Here is a 19,245-nt window from a genome sequence, read left to right on the forward strand (position 1 = left end):
ATGATCACCCTCGCCACAATCCGCCTCATGCTCCACCGCTTGGCTCACCCGAACCGGAAACGACTGCCATCCCCCTGACTTTTAAAACGGGCTGTAAATTAATGCCAAGGCACTGACCCAACGGATTTTGTGGCTTGAAGATGATCGCCTTCGTTGCTTTCAAGCCGCATGAGTGGGAAACATTAGTGCTTTATGTCAAGCACCGGCGGAAAGAGCATTGCTATTGGAGATGGACGCCAATATAGATTCAACCGTTACGAGTTCAGCCTGATAAGGCGCGATCAGGTTGCTTTCCTTTTTTTGCTGGATTTGGTCGATCGCCATATCAACATCCGCAAATGATATATCGGTCAGGTCCCAGGGTGCATAGTCCCACCACTTTACTGCAAGAAGCTTCTCGACAGTCTTCTCTGGAAATCGCAGTCGCTTCACAACCGCAGGGTTTCCAACGACGATCGAATACGGAGGAACATCCCGGGTGACGACGGCGCACGCTCCAATGACGGCACCGTCGCCGATGGTTACGCCCATCTTGATGAAGGCCCCATGACCGATCCACACATCGTTTCCGATGACCGTATCTTTCGGGCCGTGCAAATTCGAGTTGGGTTGCGGCGGAACGCTGTAGGAACGATAGAGGTCAGCTTGTGGCCATCCTTGGCCAACCGGAAACCGGAAATCATTCATGTACTGGAACGGGCTGGTGCTCAACCAATCCATAGGATGATTGCCGCGTCCGCATTGAATGCTCTCGCCGAACGAGCAATAGCGGCCAATGCGGGCACCAAAGAAATAGCCGCTCACCCCGTAGCTGAAAGCCCCCATGGAACCGCTATAAGCCCAATTCATCCACTGAACATGGCATGGCGGTTCAAACGTCGCGGCCAGCGGTACGTTCGTCATCCCAGGTGTCCAGAAATTCGCAACGCCAGCTTCGGTAAGGGCTTTTTTTAGTTCTTCGGAAACTGGAACCAAACTCATGGGGACGGCACCTTTGCAAGGCTTCAGGACAGAAAGAGGGTAATTCATAAGGAGCGCGGCAGCAACAGCGAATCGCTAATGTGAAGTTCAAAACGTAAAATTGAACTTTGCATATCATGACAAAAATCTTATCCACATCATAGTAATTGCGATAATTTCATGAAGTAAAAATTTTTTAGTAGATGGCTCTAGAACGTTATTCATCGCCGACATTTGTGGGATGACGAGGCGTATTCGAAATATTACTGGATGCATAGAATTTTGTTTTTTTATCGAGGCAAATACAATTTGTTGACGGGTGTGGCCTGTTCGTTCAATTAACCGTAAGGTGGTGTTCTGGTAAGGTTTTCAATGTCATGATTCTACGAAGTGCGGGTTTCGACGGCCGGCGTTGCCTTGTCGTATGCGGCATCGAACGGGGCGGAACCTCTATGGTTGCGGTGGCACTGGAAACGCTCGGCGTCTTCATGGGCGAATCGCTGGAGGCAACCGGTGAGGACAATGAAATCGGTATTGCGATCAAAAGCTTGATAGCCGGACGCACCGAGGAAAAGGTCCTGACCATCAAGGACATCTTTGGACGCCGGGATGCCGCCCATCCGGTCTGGGGGTTCAAGATCCCCAACATCTTCCGCACACCGGAGATCTTCGAGTGGCTCGAGAAGCCCGTCCTGATCTTCATTTTCCGGGATACGATCGCCATCAGTCAGCGCATGAGCAAAGCGATGCGGCGCGATCCGGCCGAAGCCGTGGCAAGCACCGGGCAGCTTCAGGCCGAGTTGCTTGACTGTTTCCTGACGACGCGCTTTCCGGCTTTGGGCTTCTCGTATGAGAAGGTTCTTCATGACCCTGCGAAGTTCGTCGACGAACTGGTCGGGGCGCTCGGGCTGAGTCCGACGCCCGAGCAGCGGGACGCGGCGATCGCGAAGATCATGCCCTCACCGGAGGCGTATCTCAAAATCAGCGGAAACGCCCAGGTTGTCGGCCAGTTGGAGCGATTCCAGGCCGGCTACATCTATGGCTGGGCCCTCGACTTGACGAACGAACACACAACCATCACCGTCCAGATCGAGATCGATGGAACCGTCGTCGGCAACATCGAAGCGAATCTGCACCGTGGGGATTTGCTGGAATACTGCCGTGAGAATTTCCACCATGGCTTCCAGTACAAGGTTCCGGCTTCCTATTACGATGGCGTCGAGCGCACCATGCGGCTGTCCATCAAGGACGCGTCGTCCGTGCGGATCGGTGGCCAGGATCAGGTTCTGAAAATTCCCGCCGTCTTCGGAGTCCTGGAGGACATACTGAATGAGACGCAGCGTGGATGGGTCTACCGGCACGGCCAGTCCGCCGAAGGCCTCACGATCCGGTACAAGATCGACGACCAGGAGGTCGCCACCGTCAAAGCGGATTACCCGCGGGACGACCTCGAGCCAGCCGGGTTCATTGGCGCAGCGGGTATCTGCGTTGCGCTCGACGACCGCTTTCTGGATGGAAACGTTCACAAGATCGAATTCGAAGTCGAGGGTGTCGATGAATGGGTCATCGAGGGCAGCCCACGATATATGAGATTTCCAAAGGCGGCCCCACGAGCCCCGGAGTCCACGTGATGTGAACTCCAGGGTCCGGGAACGGGCAAGCGGCTACCGCACCAGCCATTCCTCGACGGTGGGGGAGACTGTGCACAGCTTCATCCAGCGGTCGCCCGTGGGCTGGCCCTGGCGGACGCGCAGTTTCCCCATCAAGCCGACAATCGTCCATTCCGGTCGTTCGGCGCGCGGGCGATAAGGCCGGGCCGGGTCGAAGGCCGGGTTGAGGATCGGTCGCCGTTGCACCGTCCGGCGGGCCTCCGGAGGAACCGCCGTGTCCTGGGGGATGGCGTCGGCGGGGCAGCGGTGCGGGCGGATGTCGGGCGGAGCGCCGGGGTCGGCGGCTGGCACCGTTTCCTGCCACTCCACAAGTTCGTACTCTTCGGTCAGCAGGCTGCCGTAATCGTCGCGCCGGTATTTGCCGGCCCAGCAATTCCAGGCGGCGTCGCCGACGATGGTCGGGTTGGCGCCGACCACGCCGACGATGCGGGCAGGCGGGTCGCTGGCCAGTGCTGGACGGATGCGCCCGCTCTCCAGCACCACGGCCAGGCCACGCCGGTCCTCGGCGTCCGGGTTGCCGTCGGCCCATTCGAAGAACTCGGCGTAATCGGCGCCCCCGCCGGTCCAAGCCCCGTCGGCGTAGGCGCTGCCGTCGCCCAGGAGTTTGAACTTGGTGTCGGGGGTGGAGGAAACGCCGGCCCGCGCCTGCAGAAACATGAACCCGTTCGATCCCGGACGGTCGGCGTCGAGCAGAAGCGCCTGACTGGCGTAGGCGCCGTGGCTGACATGGGCGCGCATCGCCGGCGATGCGGAATCGCTGGTCGTCGCCAGAAGGCTCTGGCCGGTGCTGGCCACATGGAGCCGGGCGCCGGGAAAGAACGTGCCGATGCCGACCTTGCCGTCGGGCTGGCCGCGCAGGAACTCCGCGTTGTTGGCGTAGAGCGCCAGAACGTGGTTGCTGAGGTTGCCGAAGACGGTCGCACCGCCACCGGCAACGGTGTACCAGCGGGCGTCGACGGCGTTTCCATCGTACAGGCGGATCTGCGGCGTTCCGGCCCGGACTTCCAGGGGAACCGTCGGGCTGCATCCGACGCCCATCCGACCGCCGGCGTCCACCCGGACCCGTTCCGCTCCCCCGGTCGCAATCGCCAGCGTGTCGGCGGCGGGCGAGAACAGGCCGGTGTCCGGGTCCCCGGCGAAGCCAACGGCTGCCGCCGCCGCCGAGCCGCCGGTCACCTGCAACGGGGGCAGCGGCAGCGGGACGATCATGTCATGATGATAGGCCCCACTCATGACCGTCCTCCAAAGAAGGACAGCGACACGAGGCAGGCAGCCGGAGCGACCAGCCCCAGGACGGTGCCGGCCTCGACCCGCCGCGCCTGGGGAGCCAGTTCGGGAGCACCGCCGCTCAGGTCGCTTCCCGTCGGCAGCGCGGCGCCGCCACCGTACTGCACCCAGAAGAGGCCGGTGGCGTTGAACAGGACGCTGACCGCTTCATTCGGAACGGTGACCGTCTGCCCAACCCCCGCCGTCAGTGCCACGACATGGCGGCTGGAGGACGGATGCAGGATCGCGGTCGGCAATCCCATATCGTCCTGGTAGGTTCGAAATCCTTGCATGGCTTTCTCCCGGCTCGTCGTCGCGAGCACAAAAAACCCCGCCGCGGTGCAACCGGGCGGGGTGAAAAAACGACACAATAGGGCCTTGATCGGCGCAGCCTGGCGGCGCTGCAAGGCCGTGTCAAGGTATATTATCCTAGTGCAATCTCATCATCGTTGGAGAAAGCGGATTCACCGTCGCAGGGTCTCTCACCGACGAAGCATCGATTCCCCCCAGACATGGCGCGGCGGCAGGGCCAGGCCGGTGAAGGGACGCTTGTCGAGGTTCAGGTTCGGGCTGTAGTGCGGGTCCCGCAGCATGGCGTGCCGCCACCGCGCCCGCATGTGCATCTCTTCCCGGAGGGCGCGGGCTTGGCGGTCGGGCGGGACATCGCGGCCGCGGCTGACCGACTCGTCGTGATAGAGTTCGACATGCGGCGTCCAGACGATCAGCTTTCCGCTTTCCCTGATGCGGAGACACAGATCCACGTCGTTGTATGCGACCGGAAGGTTTGCGGAGTCGAAGCCCCCGACCCCGTGGAACGTCTCTGTCCGGCAGAACAGGCAGGCGGCGGTGACCGCGGAATAGTTCCCTGCGACGCTGGTCCTGCCGAAATACCCGTCGTCGTTCCGGTGCGTGTGCTGGAACGCGTTTTCCGCCAGCCCGTCGACGCCGATGACGATCCCGCCATGCTGGAGCATCTCGTTGCGGTACAAGAGTTTAGCTCCCACCGCCCCGACCTCGGGACGGCCGAGGAGTCCGACGATCTCCTCCAACCAGCCGGGCGTGATGAGTTCGACGTCGTTGTTGACGAAGCCCAGCACGGCCCCCCTGGCGATCCCCGCGGCCATGTTGTTCATGTCCGAGAAGTTGAAATAGGAATCGTAGGGAACCACGCGGATGCTTCCGGTTGCGGATTCCCGCCGCAGATACGCCACGGTTTCCGCGTCCCGGCTTTGATTGTCGATCACGATGATTTCGTAATTCGGATAGGTCGTGCGCCTGCGGATGCTGTCGATGCAGGTCCTGAGGAGATCGAGCCGGTCGCGCGTGGGAACGATCAGGCTGACCAGGGGACGGGAATGCGGGACGGGCCACCGCACGCGGCGCCTCGCTCCGTTGCCGGCCGCCGCCTGGACGGTTGCGGGGAAGCCGCGGCGATGCAGGTGGTTCTGGATGGCAGCGACCCAGCCGTCGGTGCACTGGTCCACCCCTTTCAGGCGGGTCAGCGTTTCCGGCACATGGACGATCCGGTCGGGCTTGGCGTCCTCGATGGCGGAGACTTTCGCATCCGGAATGGTGAGGGCGGGAGGCTTGCCGGCCAGAAGGCCCGAGCGGACCAGAAAAATCCCGCAGGTGTAATCCTGCGACAGGAACAGGTCGTAGTTCCAGTCCGGGCGGAACCATGGCCGGACCCCTTCCGGGGTTTCCACCTCCGCGTCGGCATAGAGAATGTCGGCGCCGGTTTCGACGAACAGCCGCAACGCGCGGTGCAGCGCGTCGGGCAGCAGCTGCGCGAAGGGATCGACGAAGGCCAGGATCTCGGGCTGGTCGGCCGGGCCCGGAAGCGTGGGCAAGCCGCCTCCGCCGATGATCCGATGGGCGGGGAGGGCGATCGGTGGATGGTTGCCTCCGCGCGCGAAGCCGCCGAAGCACATCCGCCAGAATTCATAATCGTGCCAGGGAATGGAGCAGGGATAGCGCGCTTCGACCTGTTGGATGTAGCGGTCGATGACACCGACCTGCACCATGATCCGCTGGGAGCTTTCGAGCGGCAGCGCGCGCATCATCGAATGGAGCACGGAGCGGGGGCCATGGGGGACAGCCATCGCCCGCACCGGGCTGCCTTTCAGGGCAACGTCGCCTTCGGCTTCGATGGTGACCAAGCGTTCCCGGCCATCGGCGAGTTCCGGCGGCAGATGAATTCTGAAAACATGCCTGCCGTTGCCGAAGCCGGCGTCGAGCAGGTCACCGCGGAATTCATCGGCTGTGGCCCACGCCACCACCGCGCCGTCCACGACCGCCTTGACGCGAAGCGGCCGGTCGGGTGCCGCCCGGTCCCAGCACCAGCCTTCCACCGCCAAGCCGTGGCTGTGCTCGACATAGCCCTCGACGGTCGGAGCCGTGGGCCGGGCCGGGCCGCGCGCTTCGCCGGGCAGCATGAAGAGGCTGTTGGCGACGCGCACGCGGGCCAGCTGCCTCTCGCCCAAAGGCAGTGGAATGCTGAACCCGTAGCCTCCGTCGCCGTGACCGGAGGCAGCCGGATCGTCCTGCGTCCGGTTGGCGGCGCCAATCGCCCTGACCGTGCCATCGACCAGAACTTCCAGCACGAGCCTCATGCCGGGCTGGCGCGGATTCCAGGCCCATCCGACGATGTTGCCGTTCCAATAGCCCTGAACACAGCCTTCAATCGTATCGATCATGCGCACCACGGCTGCCGACGGTTTCCGCCTCGGGGAAAGTATGGGACATCATACTCGACCGTAGGTTTGGCGCTTGAAAGCGGCGGACGATAGAGCTTTTTTCAAACGGCGCGCATTTTCCGGTTGAATTCTCCAGGCCGCCGCCGGGCATTCGGAAAATGGCTCGCGCGTTCTCTCTGCGCCATGGGCCGCGTTCCCGAAGGCCGCTGGGGACCGGCGAGCAAAAACGTTGAAGTCAGCGGCTGAACCGCGCATTCATGCAGAACTCCGCCATGGAGCCCCTTCGGCGTCGTGAAGGGGGGCGGCCAGGGCCACCCGGTCCGACCCGTGCTGCCCGGAGCACGCGCGGAACAGGTTTCGGAAACAGGAGCATGAGTTGAGCAAGGTTGCTTTGATCACCGGGGTCACGGGGCAGGACGGTGCCTATCTTGCCGAGCTTCTGTTGTCGAAGGGCTACGTCGTCCATGGCGTCAAGCGGCGCTCCTCCTCCTTCAACACGGAACGGGTGGAGAATCTGTACCGCGACATGCACGAGGAGGACGTCCGCTTCCGGATGCATTACGGCGACCTGACCGACGCGACGAACCTGATCCGCATCGTCCAGGAGGTCCAGCCGGACGAGATCTACAACCTTGCTGCCCAGAGCCATGTGCAGGTGAGCTTCGAGACGCCGGAATACACGGCGAATGCCGACGGGCTGGGGACGCTGCGCCTGCTGGAGGCGATCCGCATCCTGAAGCTGGAGGGCAAGACGCGCTTCTACCAGGCCTCCACGTCGGAGCTGTTCGGCAAGGCGCAGGAGACGCCGCAGCGGGAGACGACGTCCTTCTACCCGCGCAGCCCCTATGCGGTGGCCAAGCTCTACGCCTACTGGATCACGGTGAACTACCGCGAGGCCTACGGCTTCCACGCGTCCAACGGCATCCTGTTCAACCACGAGGGGCCGACCCGCGGCGAAACCTTCGTGACCCGCAAGATCACCCGCGCGGTCGCCGCCATCCAGTTCGGCCTTCAGAAGACGCTTTACCTCGGCAACCTGGACGCCAAGCGCGATTGGGGCCATGCCCGCGACTATGTCGAGGGGATGTGGCGCATCGTTCAGCAGGACCGGCCGGACGACTATGTGCTGGCCACCGGCGAGACCCACTCCATCCGTGAGTTCGTGGAGTTGGCCTTCGGCCATGTCGGCCGCCGGATCGAGTGGCGGGGGACGGGCGTGGACGAGAAGGGGATCGACGCCGACACGGGCGATGTGCTGATCGAGGTCGATCCGCGCTATTTCCGTCCGACCGAGGTGGACCTGCTGCTGGGCGACCCGTCCAAGGCGCGGGACAGGCTGGGCTGGACCTACACCACCAGCTTTGCCGACCTCGTCCGCGAGATGATGGAGAGCGACCTCGCCCGTTTCGGGCAGGACGATCCTGCCCGAAACGGGCGCGAAACCGGGCGCCGCTCCTGATCCTTAACGCGCCGTTCCCCCGGAGCGGTCCGGCGCGTTAAGGCTGTGAAGCCACTGACGAACGGAGTATACAAGCCGCCGTTCGGTTGGTTTCGTTCGGAGTTCGTGTGGTGTTGTCCAGAGCCTCCTCGCCGTGGCGCTGCCTGTGTGCGGTCGCGGCTTGCACCCAAGGCGCCTGCAATGACGAGTGAGAGCATGACTGCCCCCCAGATGCGCCGGCGAATCACGGATGTCTATGATTCCGGGGGGCGCGGCCAAGCGGAGCGGGCCTGGGAAGACCTGCTGGAGGGTGGCCGGCGTTGGCGGCTGTGGAGCAAGCTCGGCTGGCACGACATCCGCAAGCGCTACCGCCGCTCGGTGCTCGGGCCCTTCTGGCTGACTCTCAGCATGGCGGTCATGGTGGCCAGCCTTGGCCTCATCTACGGAACGCTGTTCAGGCTCGACCTGGAAAATTACCTGCCGTTCCTCGCCATCGGTCTGGCCACCTGGACCTTCATCGCGTCCTTCCTCAACGAAGGCTGCACGAGCTTCATCGATCTTGAACCGCTGATCAAGAACGTGCGCATCCCGATGTCGCTGCACATCCTGCGCGTGCTGTGGCGAAACCTGATCATCTACGCTCACAACATCGTCATCTTCGCGGTGGTGGCGGTGGTCTTCGGGATATGGCCGGGAGTCGGCGGCATCCTGCTCGCCGTCGCGGGGCTTGGACTCCTGCTGGTGAATGCCGGCTGGATCATGCTCCTGTGCGGCATGATCTGCACGCGCTTCCGTGACGTGCCGCCCATCGTCGCCAGCGTGATCCAACTCCTGTTCTTCGTGACCCCGGTGATGTGGAAGCCGGAGCTGCTGGGCGACCGGCGTTACCTGATGGCGCTCAACCCCTTGTATCATCTGATCGAGGTCATCCGGGCGCCTCTGCTCGGCCAGCTTCCAGGCTGGGAGAACTGGGCGGTCGGCCTGCTGTTCGCCGCGGCCGGCTGGGCCTTCACCTTCGCCGTCTTCGCCCGTTTCCGCAAACGCATCGCCTACTGGCTCTGATGGCTTCGATACATCTGAACGACGTCTCGGTCGATTTCGTGCTTTACCAGGGAAGCGCGCGCTCCCTGAAGAAGACCCTGCTGCGCTCCTCCACCAGCGGCGTGCTGAAGCACGATGCCCATCACCGGGTCACCGTGAAGGCGTTGAGCGATTTCTCGCTGACTCTGGAACATGGCGACCGGGTGGGGCTGATCGGCGGCAACGGCGCCGGCAAGACGACGCTGTTGCGCGTGCTTGCCGGCGTCTACGAGCCAACGGCCGGGCGCATCCGTGTCGACGGGCGCGTCACGCCGCTGTTCGACATTGGCCTCGGCCTCGACATGGACGCGTCGGGCTACGACAACATCCGGATGCGGGCGGCCTATTTCGGCATCGATGCCGACGAGGTGGAGCGGAAGATGGACGACATCGCCGCCTTCACCGAACTGGGCGATTATCTCGACCTGCCGGTCCGCACCTATTCGGCGGGCATGACGCTCCGCCTCGCCTTTGCCGCGGCGACCTCCGTCGATCCGGAGATCCTGCTGATGGACGAGTGGCTCGCCGTCAGCGACACGAAGTTCCTGGAGAAGGCCCAGCGCCGGGCCGAGGGTTTCGTGAACCGATCCAGCATCATGGTCGTCGCCTCCCATGTCGAGGACGTGCTGAAGCGTTTGTGCAACAAGCTGCTTTGGCTCGAACGCGGCACCATCCAGCGCTTCGGGCCGGTCGATGAGGTTCTGGCAGCCTATCACGCCCAGAACGCCGAGGGGCTTTCGTAAAAGAATTTTGCTCAACCGTTACATTCAGAAGGCGGGATGCATGACCACGGGCGCGGATTTTTCCCTGGCTGGCAAGCGGGTCTGGGTTGCGGGGCATCGCGGCATGGCGGGGTCGGCCATCGTCCGCCGGCTGGAGCGGGAACCGTGCGACATCCTGACGGTCGGCCGTGACCGCGTCGACCTGAGCCGCCAAGCCGAGGTCGAAGACTGGATGGCTGAAGCGCGGCCGGATGTCGTGTTCCTGGCCGCGGCACTGGTCGGGGGCATCCATGCCAACAACAGCCGTCCGGCCGAATTCCTCTACGAGAACCTCGCGATCGAGACCAACGTCATCCACGCCGCCAAACGGGTGGGGGTGCGCAAGCTCGTGTTCCTCGGCTCCTCCTGCATCTATCCCCGGCTGGCGTCGCAGCCGATGCGCGAGGAGGCGCTGCTCACCGGCCCACTGGAGCCGACCAACGAGTGGTACGCGGTCGCCAAGATCGCCGGCATCAAGATGTGTCAAGCCTACCGCCGGCAGTACGGCTGCGATTTCATCGCGGCGATGCCAACCAATCTCTACGGCTACGGCGACAACTTCGACATCGCCCAGGGCCATGTCGCCGCCGCCCTGATGGTCCGCATCCACCGAGCCAAGGAGGAGGGGGCCGACAGCGTCGAGCTGTGGGGCGACGGCAGCCCGCTGCGCGAGTTCCTGTTCGTCGAGGATCTGGCTGACGGGCTGGTCTTCCTGACGAAACACTATTCGGGTGAAGCGCACGTCAACCTCGGGTCCGGTCACGAATTGTCCATCCGTGAACTGGCCGAACTGCTGGGCTCGGTGATCGGCTACCGGGGAGATTTCCGCTTTGACACCTCCAAACCGAACGGCGCTCCCCGCAAGATCATGGACGGCAGCCGGCTCCAGGCCATGGGCTGGAGCGCGCCGACCAGCCTGCGCGACGGCTTCGAGCGGACCTACCGCTGGTATGTGGAAAATTTGAGATCTGGAACTCTGCGCGGCCTTCCAGACAACCGCTGAGCGCGTAGCGGACCCGCGGGAACCCATGATGCGGGTGGCGCAGGCCGCAATTTGATCCTCGCCCGATCCAACGAATTCCCTGATAAACCGGGGTACACGGTGTGTTCGGAAGGAGTGGCCTATGCCAAGTGGCGCCATCAACAAATGGTCATAAGCGCAACTTTGAGGGCTTTCCCCCTCCGGGTTCGCTCGAATTGAGCTACACAAGTGCGGTGCTTGAGTCCGATGTAGGTGGTACAGTACAGTCCCACCTCCGGATGAGCCGCCGGTCCAGCCACCGGAACTGCGGCTGGTAACGACGAGCGACTGGAACACAGGGGCCAGATGCAGAGCAAGACCGACATCGATCCGCAAGCCGCCTCAGCCGAGGCGCCGCGGGCCACCAGCCTCCACGCGCTCGCCATTGTTGCGCGCCACCACGGGCTGCATCTTTCGGTCGACCAGATGAGGCGCGACTACGCCATCGAAAACGGCGAGCCGCCCACCGGGCTGCTGCTGAAGATCGCCGAGGAGAGCGGCCTGACCGTCCGGTCCACGACGTTGCGCTGGAAGCACCTGGCGCGCCTGGAGAAGGCGCTGCCGGTTCTGCTCCGCCTGCGCGACGGCAGCACCATGGTCCTGGTTTCCTTCCGCAAGGACGGCGGCGCCCCGGCCGCCATGCTGCAGGATCCGCTGAGCGCCGACCAAGCTTGCATCGCCGTGGACGAGCTGCGGCTCAGCTCCGTGTGGGACGGCGACGCTATCTTCGTCAAGCGCCGCCACCGGATCAGCGACCAGGAGCGGCCATTCGGTTTTGGCTGGATGATCGGTCAGATCCTGCGCGAGAAGCGGATCTTCCGGGACATCGGCGTCTCCGCCTTCGTTCTCAGCCTGTTCGCGCTGGTCCCGCCGATGGTCTTCATGGTCATCCTGGACCGCGTGCTGGTCCACCAGCGCCTGTCCACGCTTTACGTGCTGGTGGGGATCATCCTCTTCGTGCTGCTGTTCGACACCGTCTTCGGCTATCTGCGCCGCTATCTGGTGGCGATCGGCACGGCCAAGGTGGATGCAAGGCTCAGCACCTACATCTTCGACCGGACGATCGGCCTGCCGATCGACTTCTTCGAGCGCACGCCGACCGGCGTGATCTCCTACAAGCTCAACGAAGTCTGGCGCATCCGCGGCTTCCTGACCGGCCAGCTGTTCGGGACGCTGCTCGACAGCATGACGCTCATCGTCCTGATCCCGGCCATGTTCATCATGAGCCCGCTGCTCGCCTTCCTGGTGTTGGGCGTGGCGTTCCTGATGTGCTTGGTGGTGGCCATCTACATCGGTCCGCTGGCGCGGGCCTATGGCGAGGTGATCAAGGCGGAGCAGCGCAAGGGCTCCTTCATGATCGAGGTGCTGCACGGCGCCCGCACGGTCAAGTCGCTGGCGCTGGAAGGGCGCAAGCGTTTCGACTGGGACGTGCGTGTGGCCGAGGCGGTGCGCGCCAACACGAAGATGCAGCTGCTTTCCAACCAGCCGCAGACCATCCTGCAGCCTCTGGAGAAGCTGATCTATTCCGGAACGCTGGCGGTTGGCGCCTATCTGGCCCTCAGCGACGGCGGCTCCGCCTACGGCGGCATGCTGGTCGCCTTCAGCATGATCGCCAGCCGCGCGACGCAGCCCTTCGTCCAGATCGCCTCGCTCATGCAGCAGTTCCAGGAGGTCCGCGGCGCCGTCGCCCAGGTGGCCTCGGTGGTCAACCAGCCGCAGGAGCAGGGGTTGGGGCGGCAGGGCGTCCGCCCGGTGATCAAGGGCGACCTCAGCTTCTCCGAGGTGCGCTTCCGTTACCCCGGCTCGCAGAACCCGGCGCTCGACAACATCTCCTTCGACGTCAAGTCCGGCCAGGTCATCGGCATCATGGGACGGTCCGGGTCGGGCAAGACCACGGTCACCCGCGTGCTTCAAGGCCTTCATCAGAACTACGAAGGCCTGGTCAAGATCGACGGCGTTGACCTGCGCGAGATCGACCTCACCCACCTGCGCTCCAACCTGGGCGTGGTGCTGCAGGACAACTTCCTGTTCAACGGGACCATCCGCGAGAACATCATGGCGGCCAACCGCAGCGCCTCGCTGGAGGAGGTGATGCGGGCGGCCCGGCTTGCCGGCGCGGAGGAGTTCATCGAACGCCTGCCGCGCGGCTACGAGACGATGATCGAGGAGGGCTCGGCCAACCTGTCGGGCGGTCAGCGTCAGCGCATCGCCATCGCCCGCGCGCTGCTGGTCGACCCGTCGGTCCTGATCCTCGACGAGGCGACCAGCGCGCTCGACCCCGACAGCGAGGCGATCATCAACAACAACCTGACGCGCATCGCCCAGGGCCGGACGATGATCGTCATTTCGCACCGTCTCGCCTCGCTGGTGAACTGCGACCAGATCATCGTGATGGAGCGCGGCAAGCTCTACGACATGGGCAAGCACGACGAGCTGCTCCAGCGTTGCGACGTCTATCGGCATCTTTGGTTCCAGCAGAACCGCCACCTTTCCCCGGGAAGCACTCATGACCGCGCTCCTCTTACGCCGGCCGCAAACTCCTGATCGGGCTGCCGAGCAGGTCATCAACGATTTCCAGGGCGAAACTGCGGAGATCACCGGCCGGCCCGAGCCCGTCGTGGCGCGGGCCGTCGTCTGGACGCTGGCCGCCATGGTCGCCCTGTTCATCACCCTGGCGTCGGTGACCAAGCTCGACCGGGTGGTGACCTCGACGGGGCGCATCGTGTCCCAGTCGCCGACCATCGTCGTGCAGCCGCTGGAAATCTCGATCATCCGCAGCCTGAACGTCCGCGCCGGAGAGACCGTGCGGCGCGGGCAGGTGCTGGCCACGCTCGACCCGACCTTCTCGTCGGCCGACGTCGCCCAGCTCGGGCGGCAGGTCTCCAAGCTGACCGCCGAGATCGCCCGCATGCAGGCGGAGGCCCGGAACGAGGCTTTCACGGCCGGCGGCAACGATCCGGACCGGCTGCTCCAGGAATCGATCTGGCGCTACCGCCAAGCGGAGTACACGGCCAAGCTGGCGAACTTCGAGCAGCGCATGGCCACCCTCCAGGCGACGATCAAGAGCAACCAGACGGACGCCGAGCATTTCCGCTCCCGCCTGAAGATCGTCGGTGAGATCGAGACGATGCGGCAGACGCTGGAGAAGAACCAGACCGGCAGCCGCCTCAACTCCCTGATCGCCAGCGACACCCGGGTGGAGACCGAGCGCAACCTCGGCAACAGCGAGAACACCATCCGCACGGCCTCCCACGACCTGGAAGCGATGCGTGCCGAACGCGAGGTCTATATCCAGCAATGGCGCAGCAGCCTGCTGACCGACCTGTCGACCCGCCAGATCGACCTGGAGCGCGCCCGCGAGGAGCTGGCGAAGGCCCAGCGGCGCCGGGAACTCGTCGAGCTGCGTGCCGTGGACGACGCCGTGGTGCTGGAGGTCGGGAAGTACTCCGTCGGTTCGGTGGTCGAGCAGGCCCAGCCGATCTACACTCTGATGCCGCTGAACGCGCAGCTGGAGGTGGAGGTGGAGATCGCCGGCATCGATCAAGGCTTCGTCAAGCCCGGCGATCAGGTGCAGGTCAAGCTCGACGCCTACCGCTACGTCGAGCACGGAATGGCCAAGGGCGTGGTGAAGACGATCAGCGAGGACTCCTTCACCAAGCGCGAGGACCAGTCGCAGGTGCAGCGTCCCTTCTACCGGGCGCGGATCGAGCTGACCGACGTCACGCTGCGCGACGTGCCGGCCGATTTCCGTCTGGTTCCCGGGATGCCGCTGGTGGCCGACATCGTGGTCGGCGAGCGGACCATCATGTCCTATCTGGTCGAAGGGGCGCTGAGAAACGGTTCGGAAGGCATGCGCGAGCCCTGAGGGCCGCGCCGGCTGCAAGGAAAGGGTGTGGAGGCCGATGCGCAAGCTCATCGAGGCCGCGGGGCGGCTGTTCGGCGCCGCTTCGCCGGACGACCAGTACGCCAAGGGCCTGAAGGCGCTGGAGCGCGAGGACTACAAGGCGGCCCTGGAGTCCTGGCTTCCGGCGGCCAGGGCCGGTCATGCGGGTGCCCAGAACCAGATCGGCCGCCTGTACGACCTCGGCAAAGGCGTGGTGCGCAACGCCGTTGACGCGGTCGGCTGGTACCGGCAGGCGGCCGACAACGGCCATGGCGACGCCCAGGCGCGGCTGGCCGAAATCTATTACTACGGCTGCGACGCGCCGAAGGGGATCACCCCGACCGACGAGACACTGTCGCTTCTCTTCCCCAACGGCCTGAAGATCGAGCAGGACTACAAGGAGGCGCTGCGCTGGGCGCGCGCCGCCGCCGAACAGGGCGTCGTGGGCGCGCAGGCCATGCTCGGCTACATGCACGCCTCGGGTTTCGGCATCACCCCGGATTACGCCGAGGCGGAGCGCTGGTACCGAGTCGCCGCCGAGCAGGGGAACGCGGCGGCCCAACTCGGGCTGGGGACGTTGCTGGCCGGCGGCTATGGCGGGAAGTCGGACCCCGAAGCCGCGCACCAGTGGTTCTGCAAGGCGGCCGATCAGAAGAACGTGATGGCCTGGTACTATCTCGGCACCCAGTACGCTTCCGGGATCGGGGTGTCGCAGGACCTTGCCGAGGCGGTCTCCTGGTTCCGCCGCGCCGCCGAGGCGGGCGCCGCAGCGGCGCAGCGGGCGCTCGGCCTGCTGTACGCGCGTGGCGGCGGCGTGGCGGCCGATCCGCACGCGGCCGAAACCTGGCTGCGCAAGGCGGCGGTCCAGGGCGACACCGAGGCGATGCTGCATCTCGGCCACCTGAACAGCCGGGGAGCGGGGATGCAGCCAAACCTGTTTGACGCTGCGATCTGGTACCGGGCGGCGGCGGAGATGGGGCATCGCGAGGCGCAGAAGATCATCGCGCAGATGTATTTCGCCGGATCCGGTGTGCCGCGCGACGAGATGGAGGCGGTCCGCTGGCTGGAGCGCGCCGCCGGCCAGGGCGACCCGCAGGCACAACTGCGCATCGGCGCGCTCTACGCCGAAGGGCGCGGAGTGGTGCGCGACTACGACCGGGCGCTCGACTGGTTCCGCCGGGCGGCCGAGCAGGGCAACAGCGACGCGGTCTACAACATCGGCACGCTGCACAGCCTCGGCCTTGGTGTCCCGCGTGACCCGGCGGGCGCCCTGGCCTGGTACGAGCGGGCGGCCGAGCAGGGCAGCGTGCTCGCCCAGTTCCGGCTTGGCACGATGTTCGCCGCGGGCGACGGGGTGCCGCAGGACTACACGCGCGCCGCGTTCTGGTCGCGCAAGGCCGCTGAGCAGGGTCATGTCGGCGCCATGATCAATCTGGGCCGCTTCTGCATGCAGGGGCTTGGGATGGAGCGCGACATTGAGGAAGCGCTCCGCTGGCTGACCCCGGCCGCCGAGCATAAGGAGCCTTCCGCCATGACGGCGCTCGGCGAACTGCACGGCCATTGGAGCGAGCAGAAGGATTTCGCCCGCGCCCGCGGCTGGCTGGAACGCGCGGCGGCCCTTGGGGATGAGCGGGCCAAGCTGCTGTTGCAGCGGCTTCCCCCCACCGATCCGTCCGACGACCCGACGGCCGGCCCGAGCGAGAGCCCGCTCGAAATCCAAGCCCCCGGCCATCTCCGCGCGGTCCGCGAGGGGTGACGCCGCCCGGTCGGCTCAGCTCGCCCCTGGCTCAGCTTACCAGGGTGACGCCCCGTCCGGCGTTCCCGTAAGGGGCGGGCAGACCGACGGCCATGCGGCGGTGGATCTCCCCGGTCTCGGGAAGGGCCACCGGCCCCAGGTCGGCGTAGCCCAGGGCGCGGTAGAGCGCGAGAGCGCGGGCGTTGTGCGGCAGGACCGCCAGTTCCAGCCGCGCGCAGCGCCCAGCGGCCCAGCGATGCGCGGCCAGCATGAGCTGTCGGCCGAGGCCGAGGCCGCGGACGTCCGGGTGCAGCTCGATGCCGAGGGTGAGGGCGGCCGAGTCCGGGAGAGCGGGCCAACCGGGGCCGATCCGAACGTGACCGACGATGCGGTCCCCCCGTTCCGCGATCAGCCAGCAACGGTCGGTCCCGCCGTCGCCGTCCCCCGCGCCGGCCAGCCAAGTCTGGAGATCCGCCGCGCCGGGAACCGCGGTGTCGACACACCCGCCGTTCAGCCGGACCATGCCGGCCAGGAAGCCGCGCAAGCGCTCCAGATCCCCGTCCGTCGTCCGGACGTCCCGCAGGGTGACGAGACCGAGCGCGACGATGACCCGCCGCGGGGTGCCGCGCAGCCGGGCGGCGGGGAAATCCGGCAGACGCACGTCCACCAGAGGCTCCCGTTCCGCCAGGGCCTCGGGCAGCGGCACGGTGAAGCCATGGCGCCCATCCCCCTTGCCGGCGGCCTCCAGGTCGGGGCGGTGCCGGTCGGCCATGGCTTCGACCCGCAAGGGGGACTCGCCGAACAGGACCTCCACGCGCAGGCGCCGGCCCGGTTCCACCGGCAGCCATACCCAGCCGGTCACGTGGGGACCAACGAGGTCGAGGCAGCCTTCGGGCTTGATGGTCATGGCACGGCCCTCTGTATCCGGCTGGTGCCGGCCCGCCCTACGCTTCCCGCGCGGCGAGCGGCTCGACCGTGCGCAGAAGGCCGAACTTCATCAGGTGGACGAGGCTGCGCAGCAGCAGAAGCTGGCGCTCCGGCGGCACCAGGGCCGCGAGTTCGTCCACCGCCCGGCCCGGCGGGTCCAGGGCGTCCAGCGCCAGGACGAGATCGGCCGTCGGGGACAGGATGCCGCGCGCCGGGGAGTTCAGCGGGTCGGCGTGCAGCACCGCCAGGGCGTCGCTGACGGCCGCCCGCGAAGCGCCGTCGGCGCGCACCAGCCGCAAACCCGGCTCCAGCACGCGCGTCGGGTAGCTCTGGAACATGCGCAGCGGATCGGGGCGCAGCGGGTTGCCGTCCTCCTCGGGGGGGCGCGGCGCGCGCTCCGGCGCGTGACGGCGGATATCGGCCAACTGGCGCCAGACATCCAGATACTGCGGGATGATCGCCCGCCAGTCGAACAGGGCGACGGCGCGGGCGCGACCGGCCTCGCCCATCCGGCGGCGCAGATCCGCGTCCGCGGCCAGCCGCGCGTAGGCGCCGGCCGCCGCCTGCACGTCCACGGCGCTGACCTGCGAGGTGCGGCCGATGTAGTGATCATAATTGTCCAGCCCGGCGGCGTAGCGGTCGGCCAGGTCGGCGGCGGCGCCCGGCGGCGGCAGGACGGTCGGCACGCGGAAGCCGTCCACGCCGTCGCGCACCGTCTCGCGGTAGCCGTTCCAGTCGGTGACCACGCAGGGCAGCCCGGCGGCCATCGCCTCCACCGGGGTGATGCCAAAGGTTTCCTGGATGTTGTCCACCAGCGAGGTGAACAGGTCTGCGGCGGCCCAGACGCGGGTCCGCACCTCCGGCTTGCGGCCGTCCAGGAAGATGGCGTTGACGCTGGGGCAGTAGCGCCGCGCCCCCGCGGCGAAGGCGGCGGCGATGGCGTCGTTGCCGAACCAGCCGGCCTGGATCAGGTGAATCCGCTTGCCGGTGAGGCGGGCGGCCTGTTCCAGCGCCAGATACATGGGCAGCGGGTGCGCCTTGGCGTGGAAGCTCAGGCGGCCCATGAACAGCACCGCCACATCGTCGGCGCCGATGCCGAGCGCCGCGCGTTCCGCCGCGCGCACCGACGGGTCGAAGCGGAAGGCGTCGGTGTCCACGCCCAACGGGACCACCGGCAGGTTCGGCATCGGCACTTCGGCGGCGCCCAGGCGGTCGCGCAGATACGCCGCGTAGGGGCGCAGGACGGCCTCCACCGACGCGCGCGCCGCCTGGGAGGTGCAGATCACCGCGTCCCAGGATTGCAGCGGCGCGGTCGCCAAGGCGCCCAGATTCTCCGGGGTTTCCGACGTGGTGTGGGTGATGCCGCACAGGCTGTAGCCGCGCTGGTCGCGGGAGCGCCGGCGCCAGGCGTAATGATCGATGCCCGGTCCCGGCACGAACAGACAACCGACTCCGGCGAGCCTCGACGGCTCCGACGTGGGGTAGAGCGCCACGCGCCGCCCCGGGGCATGGCGTGCGGCGAGATCGGTGAACAGGTGGGCCAGATCCGGCCGGTCGATGTGGCAGGCGAAGCTGTCCAGCCCCGAATGCCGGAAGAAGCCGATGAGGAAGGACTCCCCGGCGACGTGGCGACCCTTCAGGTCGGCCCTTGCGGTCTCGTAGCCCTCGGGGTGGAAGTAGATGGCGGCGTTGGACACGGGCTACGGACGTCCTGGATGGTGCGACGGGGCGGGGCGGCGGAGCGTGGATGCCAGCTGGAGAGTAGCGGGACCACCCGCCCCGGGCAACGCGCCTGAACGCCGCGCCCG

13 protein-coding genes and 1 pseudogene are annotated in these 19,245 nt (G+C 66.0%); 8 read left to right on the forward strand and 6 right to left on the reverse strand.

Features of this window, described 5'->3' with window-relative positions; translation table 11 throughout:
* Positions 1 to 438: 438 nt before the first annotated feature.
* A pseudogene (locus FHW79_RS33575) lies at positions 439 to 981 on the reverse strand (CatB-related O-acetyltransferase); the annotation flags it as partial.
* 431 nt (positions 982 to 1,412) lie between these two features.
* Between FHW79_RS33575 and FHW79_RS27450 the strand changes: the two are divergent.
* Positions 1,413 to 2,591: a hypothetical protein gene (locus FHW79_RS27450; protein WP_183181849.1), complete on the forward strand. Its 1,179-nt coding sequence runs from the start codon at positions 1,413 to 1,415 to the stop codon at positions 2,589 to 2,591.
* A 33-nt stretch (positions 2,592 to 2,624) separates the two neighbouring features.
* On the opposite strand, the gene FHW79_RS27455 is transcribed toward FHW79_RS27450, so the two are convergent.
* The 3 genes from FHW79_RS27455 to FHW79_RS27465 form a co-directional block, all read right to left on the reverse strand.
* Positions 2,625 to 3,863, reverse strand: coding sequence for a peptidase G2 autoproteolytic cleavage domain-containing protein (locus FHW79_RS27455; RefSeq protein ID WP_183181850.1), 1,239 nt, complete (start codon positions 3,861 to 3,863; stop codon positions 2,625 to 2,627).
* Positions 3,860 to 4,189, reverse strand: coding sequence for an NAD/NADP transhydrogenase alpha subunit-like protein (locus FHW79_RS27460; protein ID WP_247884633.1), 330 nt, complete (start codon positions 4,187 to 4,189; stop codon positions 3,860 to 3,862). The genes FHW79_RS27455 and FHW79_RS27460 overlap by 4 nt, the downstream gene beginning before the upstream one ends.
* A gap of 189 nt (positions 4,190 to 4,378) precedes the next feature.
* Complete coding sequence (locus tag FHW79_RS27465; RefSeq protein WP_183181851.1) at positions 4,379 to 6,592, reverse strand: glycosyltransferase family 2 protein; 2,214 nt, start codon at positions 6,590 to 6,592, stop codon at positions 4,379 to 4,381.
* A 376-nt stretch (positions 6,593 to 6,968) separates the two neighbouring features.
* Here FHW79_RS27465 and gmd point away from each other — a divergent pair, with 376 nt between their 5' ends.
* The 7 genes from gmd to FHW79_RS27500 all read left to right on the forward strand — a co-directional run bounded on the left by gmd (position 6,969) and on the right by FHW79_RS27500 (position 16,531).
* Entirely contained in the window at positions 6,969 to 8,051 is a 1,083-nt protein-coding gene (gene gmd / locus FHW79_RS27470) for a GDP-mannose 4,6-dehydratase (RefSeq protein ID WP_183181852.1), read from the forward strand.
* Positions 8,052 to 8,246: 195 nt separating this feature from the next.
* A complete protein-coding gene (locus tag FHW79_RS27475) occupies positions 8,247 to 9,092 on the forward strand; it encodes an ABC transporter permease (protein WP_247884634.1) in 846 nt (281 codons plus the stop codon).
* Positions 9,092 to 9,853 (forward strand): ABC transporter ATP-binding protein, encoded by a 762-nt coding sequence (locus FHW79_RS27480; RefSeq protein WP_183181853.1) that lies wholly within the window; start codon positions 9,092 to 9,094, stop codon positions 9,851 to 9,853. The genes FHW79_RS27475 and FHW79_RS27480 overlap by 1 nt, the downstream gene beginning before the upstream one ends.
* Positions 9,854 to 9,893: 40 nt before the next feature.
* Entirely contained in the window at positions 9,894 to 10,874 is a 981-nt protein-coding gene (locus tag FHW79_RS27485) for a GDP-L-fucose synthase (RefSeq protein ID WP_282184038.1), read from the forward strand.
* 324 nt (positions 10,875 to 11,198) lie between these two features.
* A complete protein-coding gene (locus FHW79_RS27490; RefSeq protein ID WP_183181855.1) occupies positions 11,199 to 13,436 on the forward strand; it encodes a peptidase domain-containing ABC transporter in 2,238 nt (745 codons plus the stop codon).
* A complete protein-coding gene (locus FHW79_RS27495; protein WP_183181857.1) occupies positions 13,399 to 14,757 on the forward strand; it encodes an HlyD family type I secretion periplasmic adaptor subunit in 1,359 nt (452 codons plus the stop codon). Before FHW79_RS27490 ends, FHW79_RS27495 begins: the two co-directional genes overlap by 38 nt.
* Before the next feature lie 37 nt (positions 14,758 to 14,794).
* Positions 14,795 to 16,531, forward strand: coding sequence for an SEL1-like repeat protein (locus FHW79_RS27500; protein WP_183181858.1), 1,737 nt, complete (start codon positions 14,795 to 14,797; stop codon positions 16,529 to 16,531).
* Between the two features lie 31 nt (positions 16,532 to 16,562).
* Here the strand turns inward: FHW79_RS27500 and FHW79_RS27505 are convergent, their stop codons facing one another.
* Entirely contained in the window at positions 16,563 to 17,417 is an 855-nt protein-coding gene (locus FHW79_RS27505; protein WP_183181859.1) for a GNAT family N-acetyltransferase, read from the reverse strand.
* A 37-nt stretch (positions 17,418 to 17,454) separates the two neighbouring features.
* The gene (locus tag FHW79_RS27510; protein WP_183181860.1) at positions 17,455 to 19,134 is read right to left on the reverse strand and encodes a glycosyltransferase family 4 protein; all 1,680 of its coding nucleotides are present in this window, start codon (positions 19,132 to 19,134) and stop codon (positions 17,455 to 17,457) included.
* Positions 19,135 to 19,245 lie beyond the last annotated feature (111 nt).

Source organism: Azospirillum sp. OGB3 (genome assembly GCF_014192915.1).
In the GTDB taxonomy this organism is placed as follows: domain Bacteria; phylum Pseudomonadota; class Alphaproteobacteria; order Azospirillales; family Azospirillaceae; genus Azospirillum.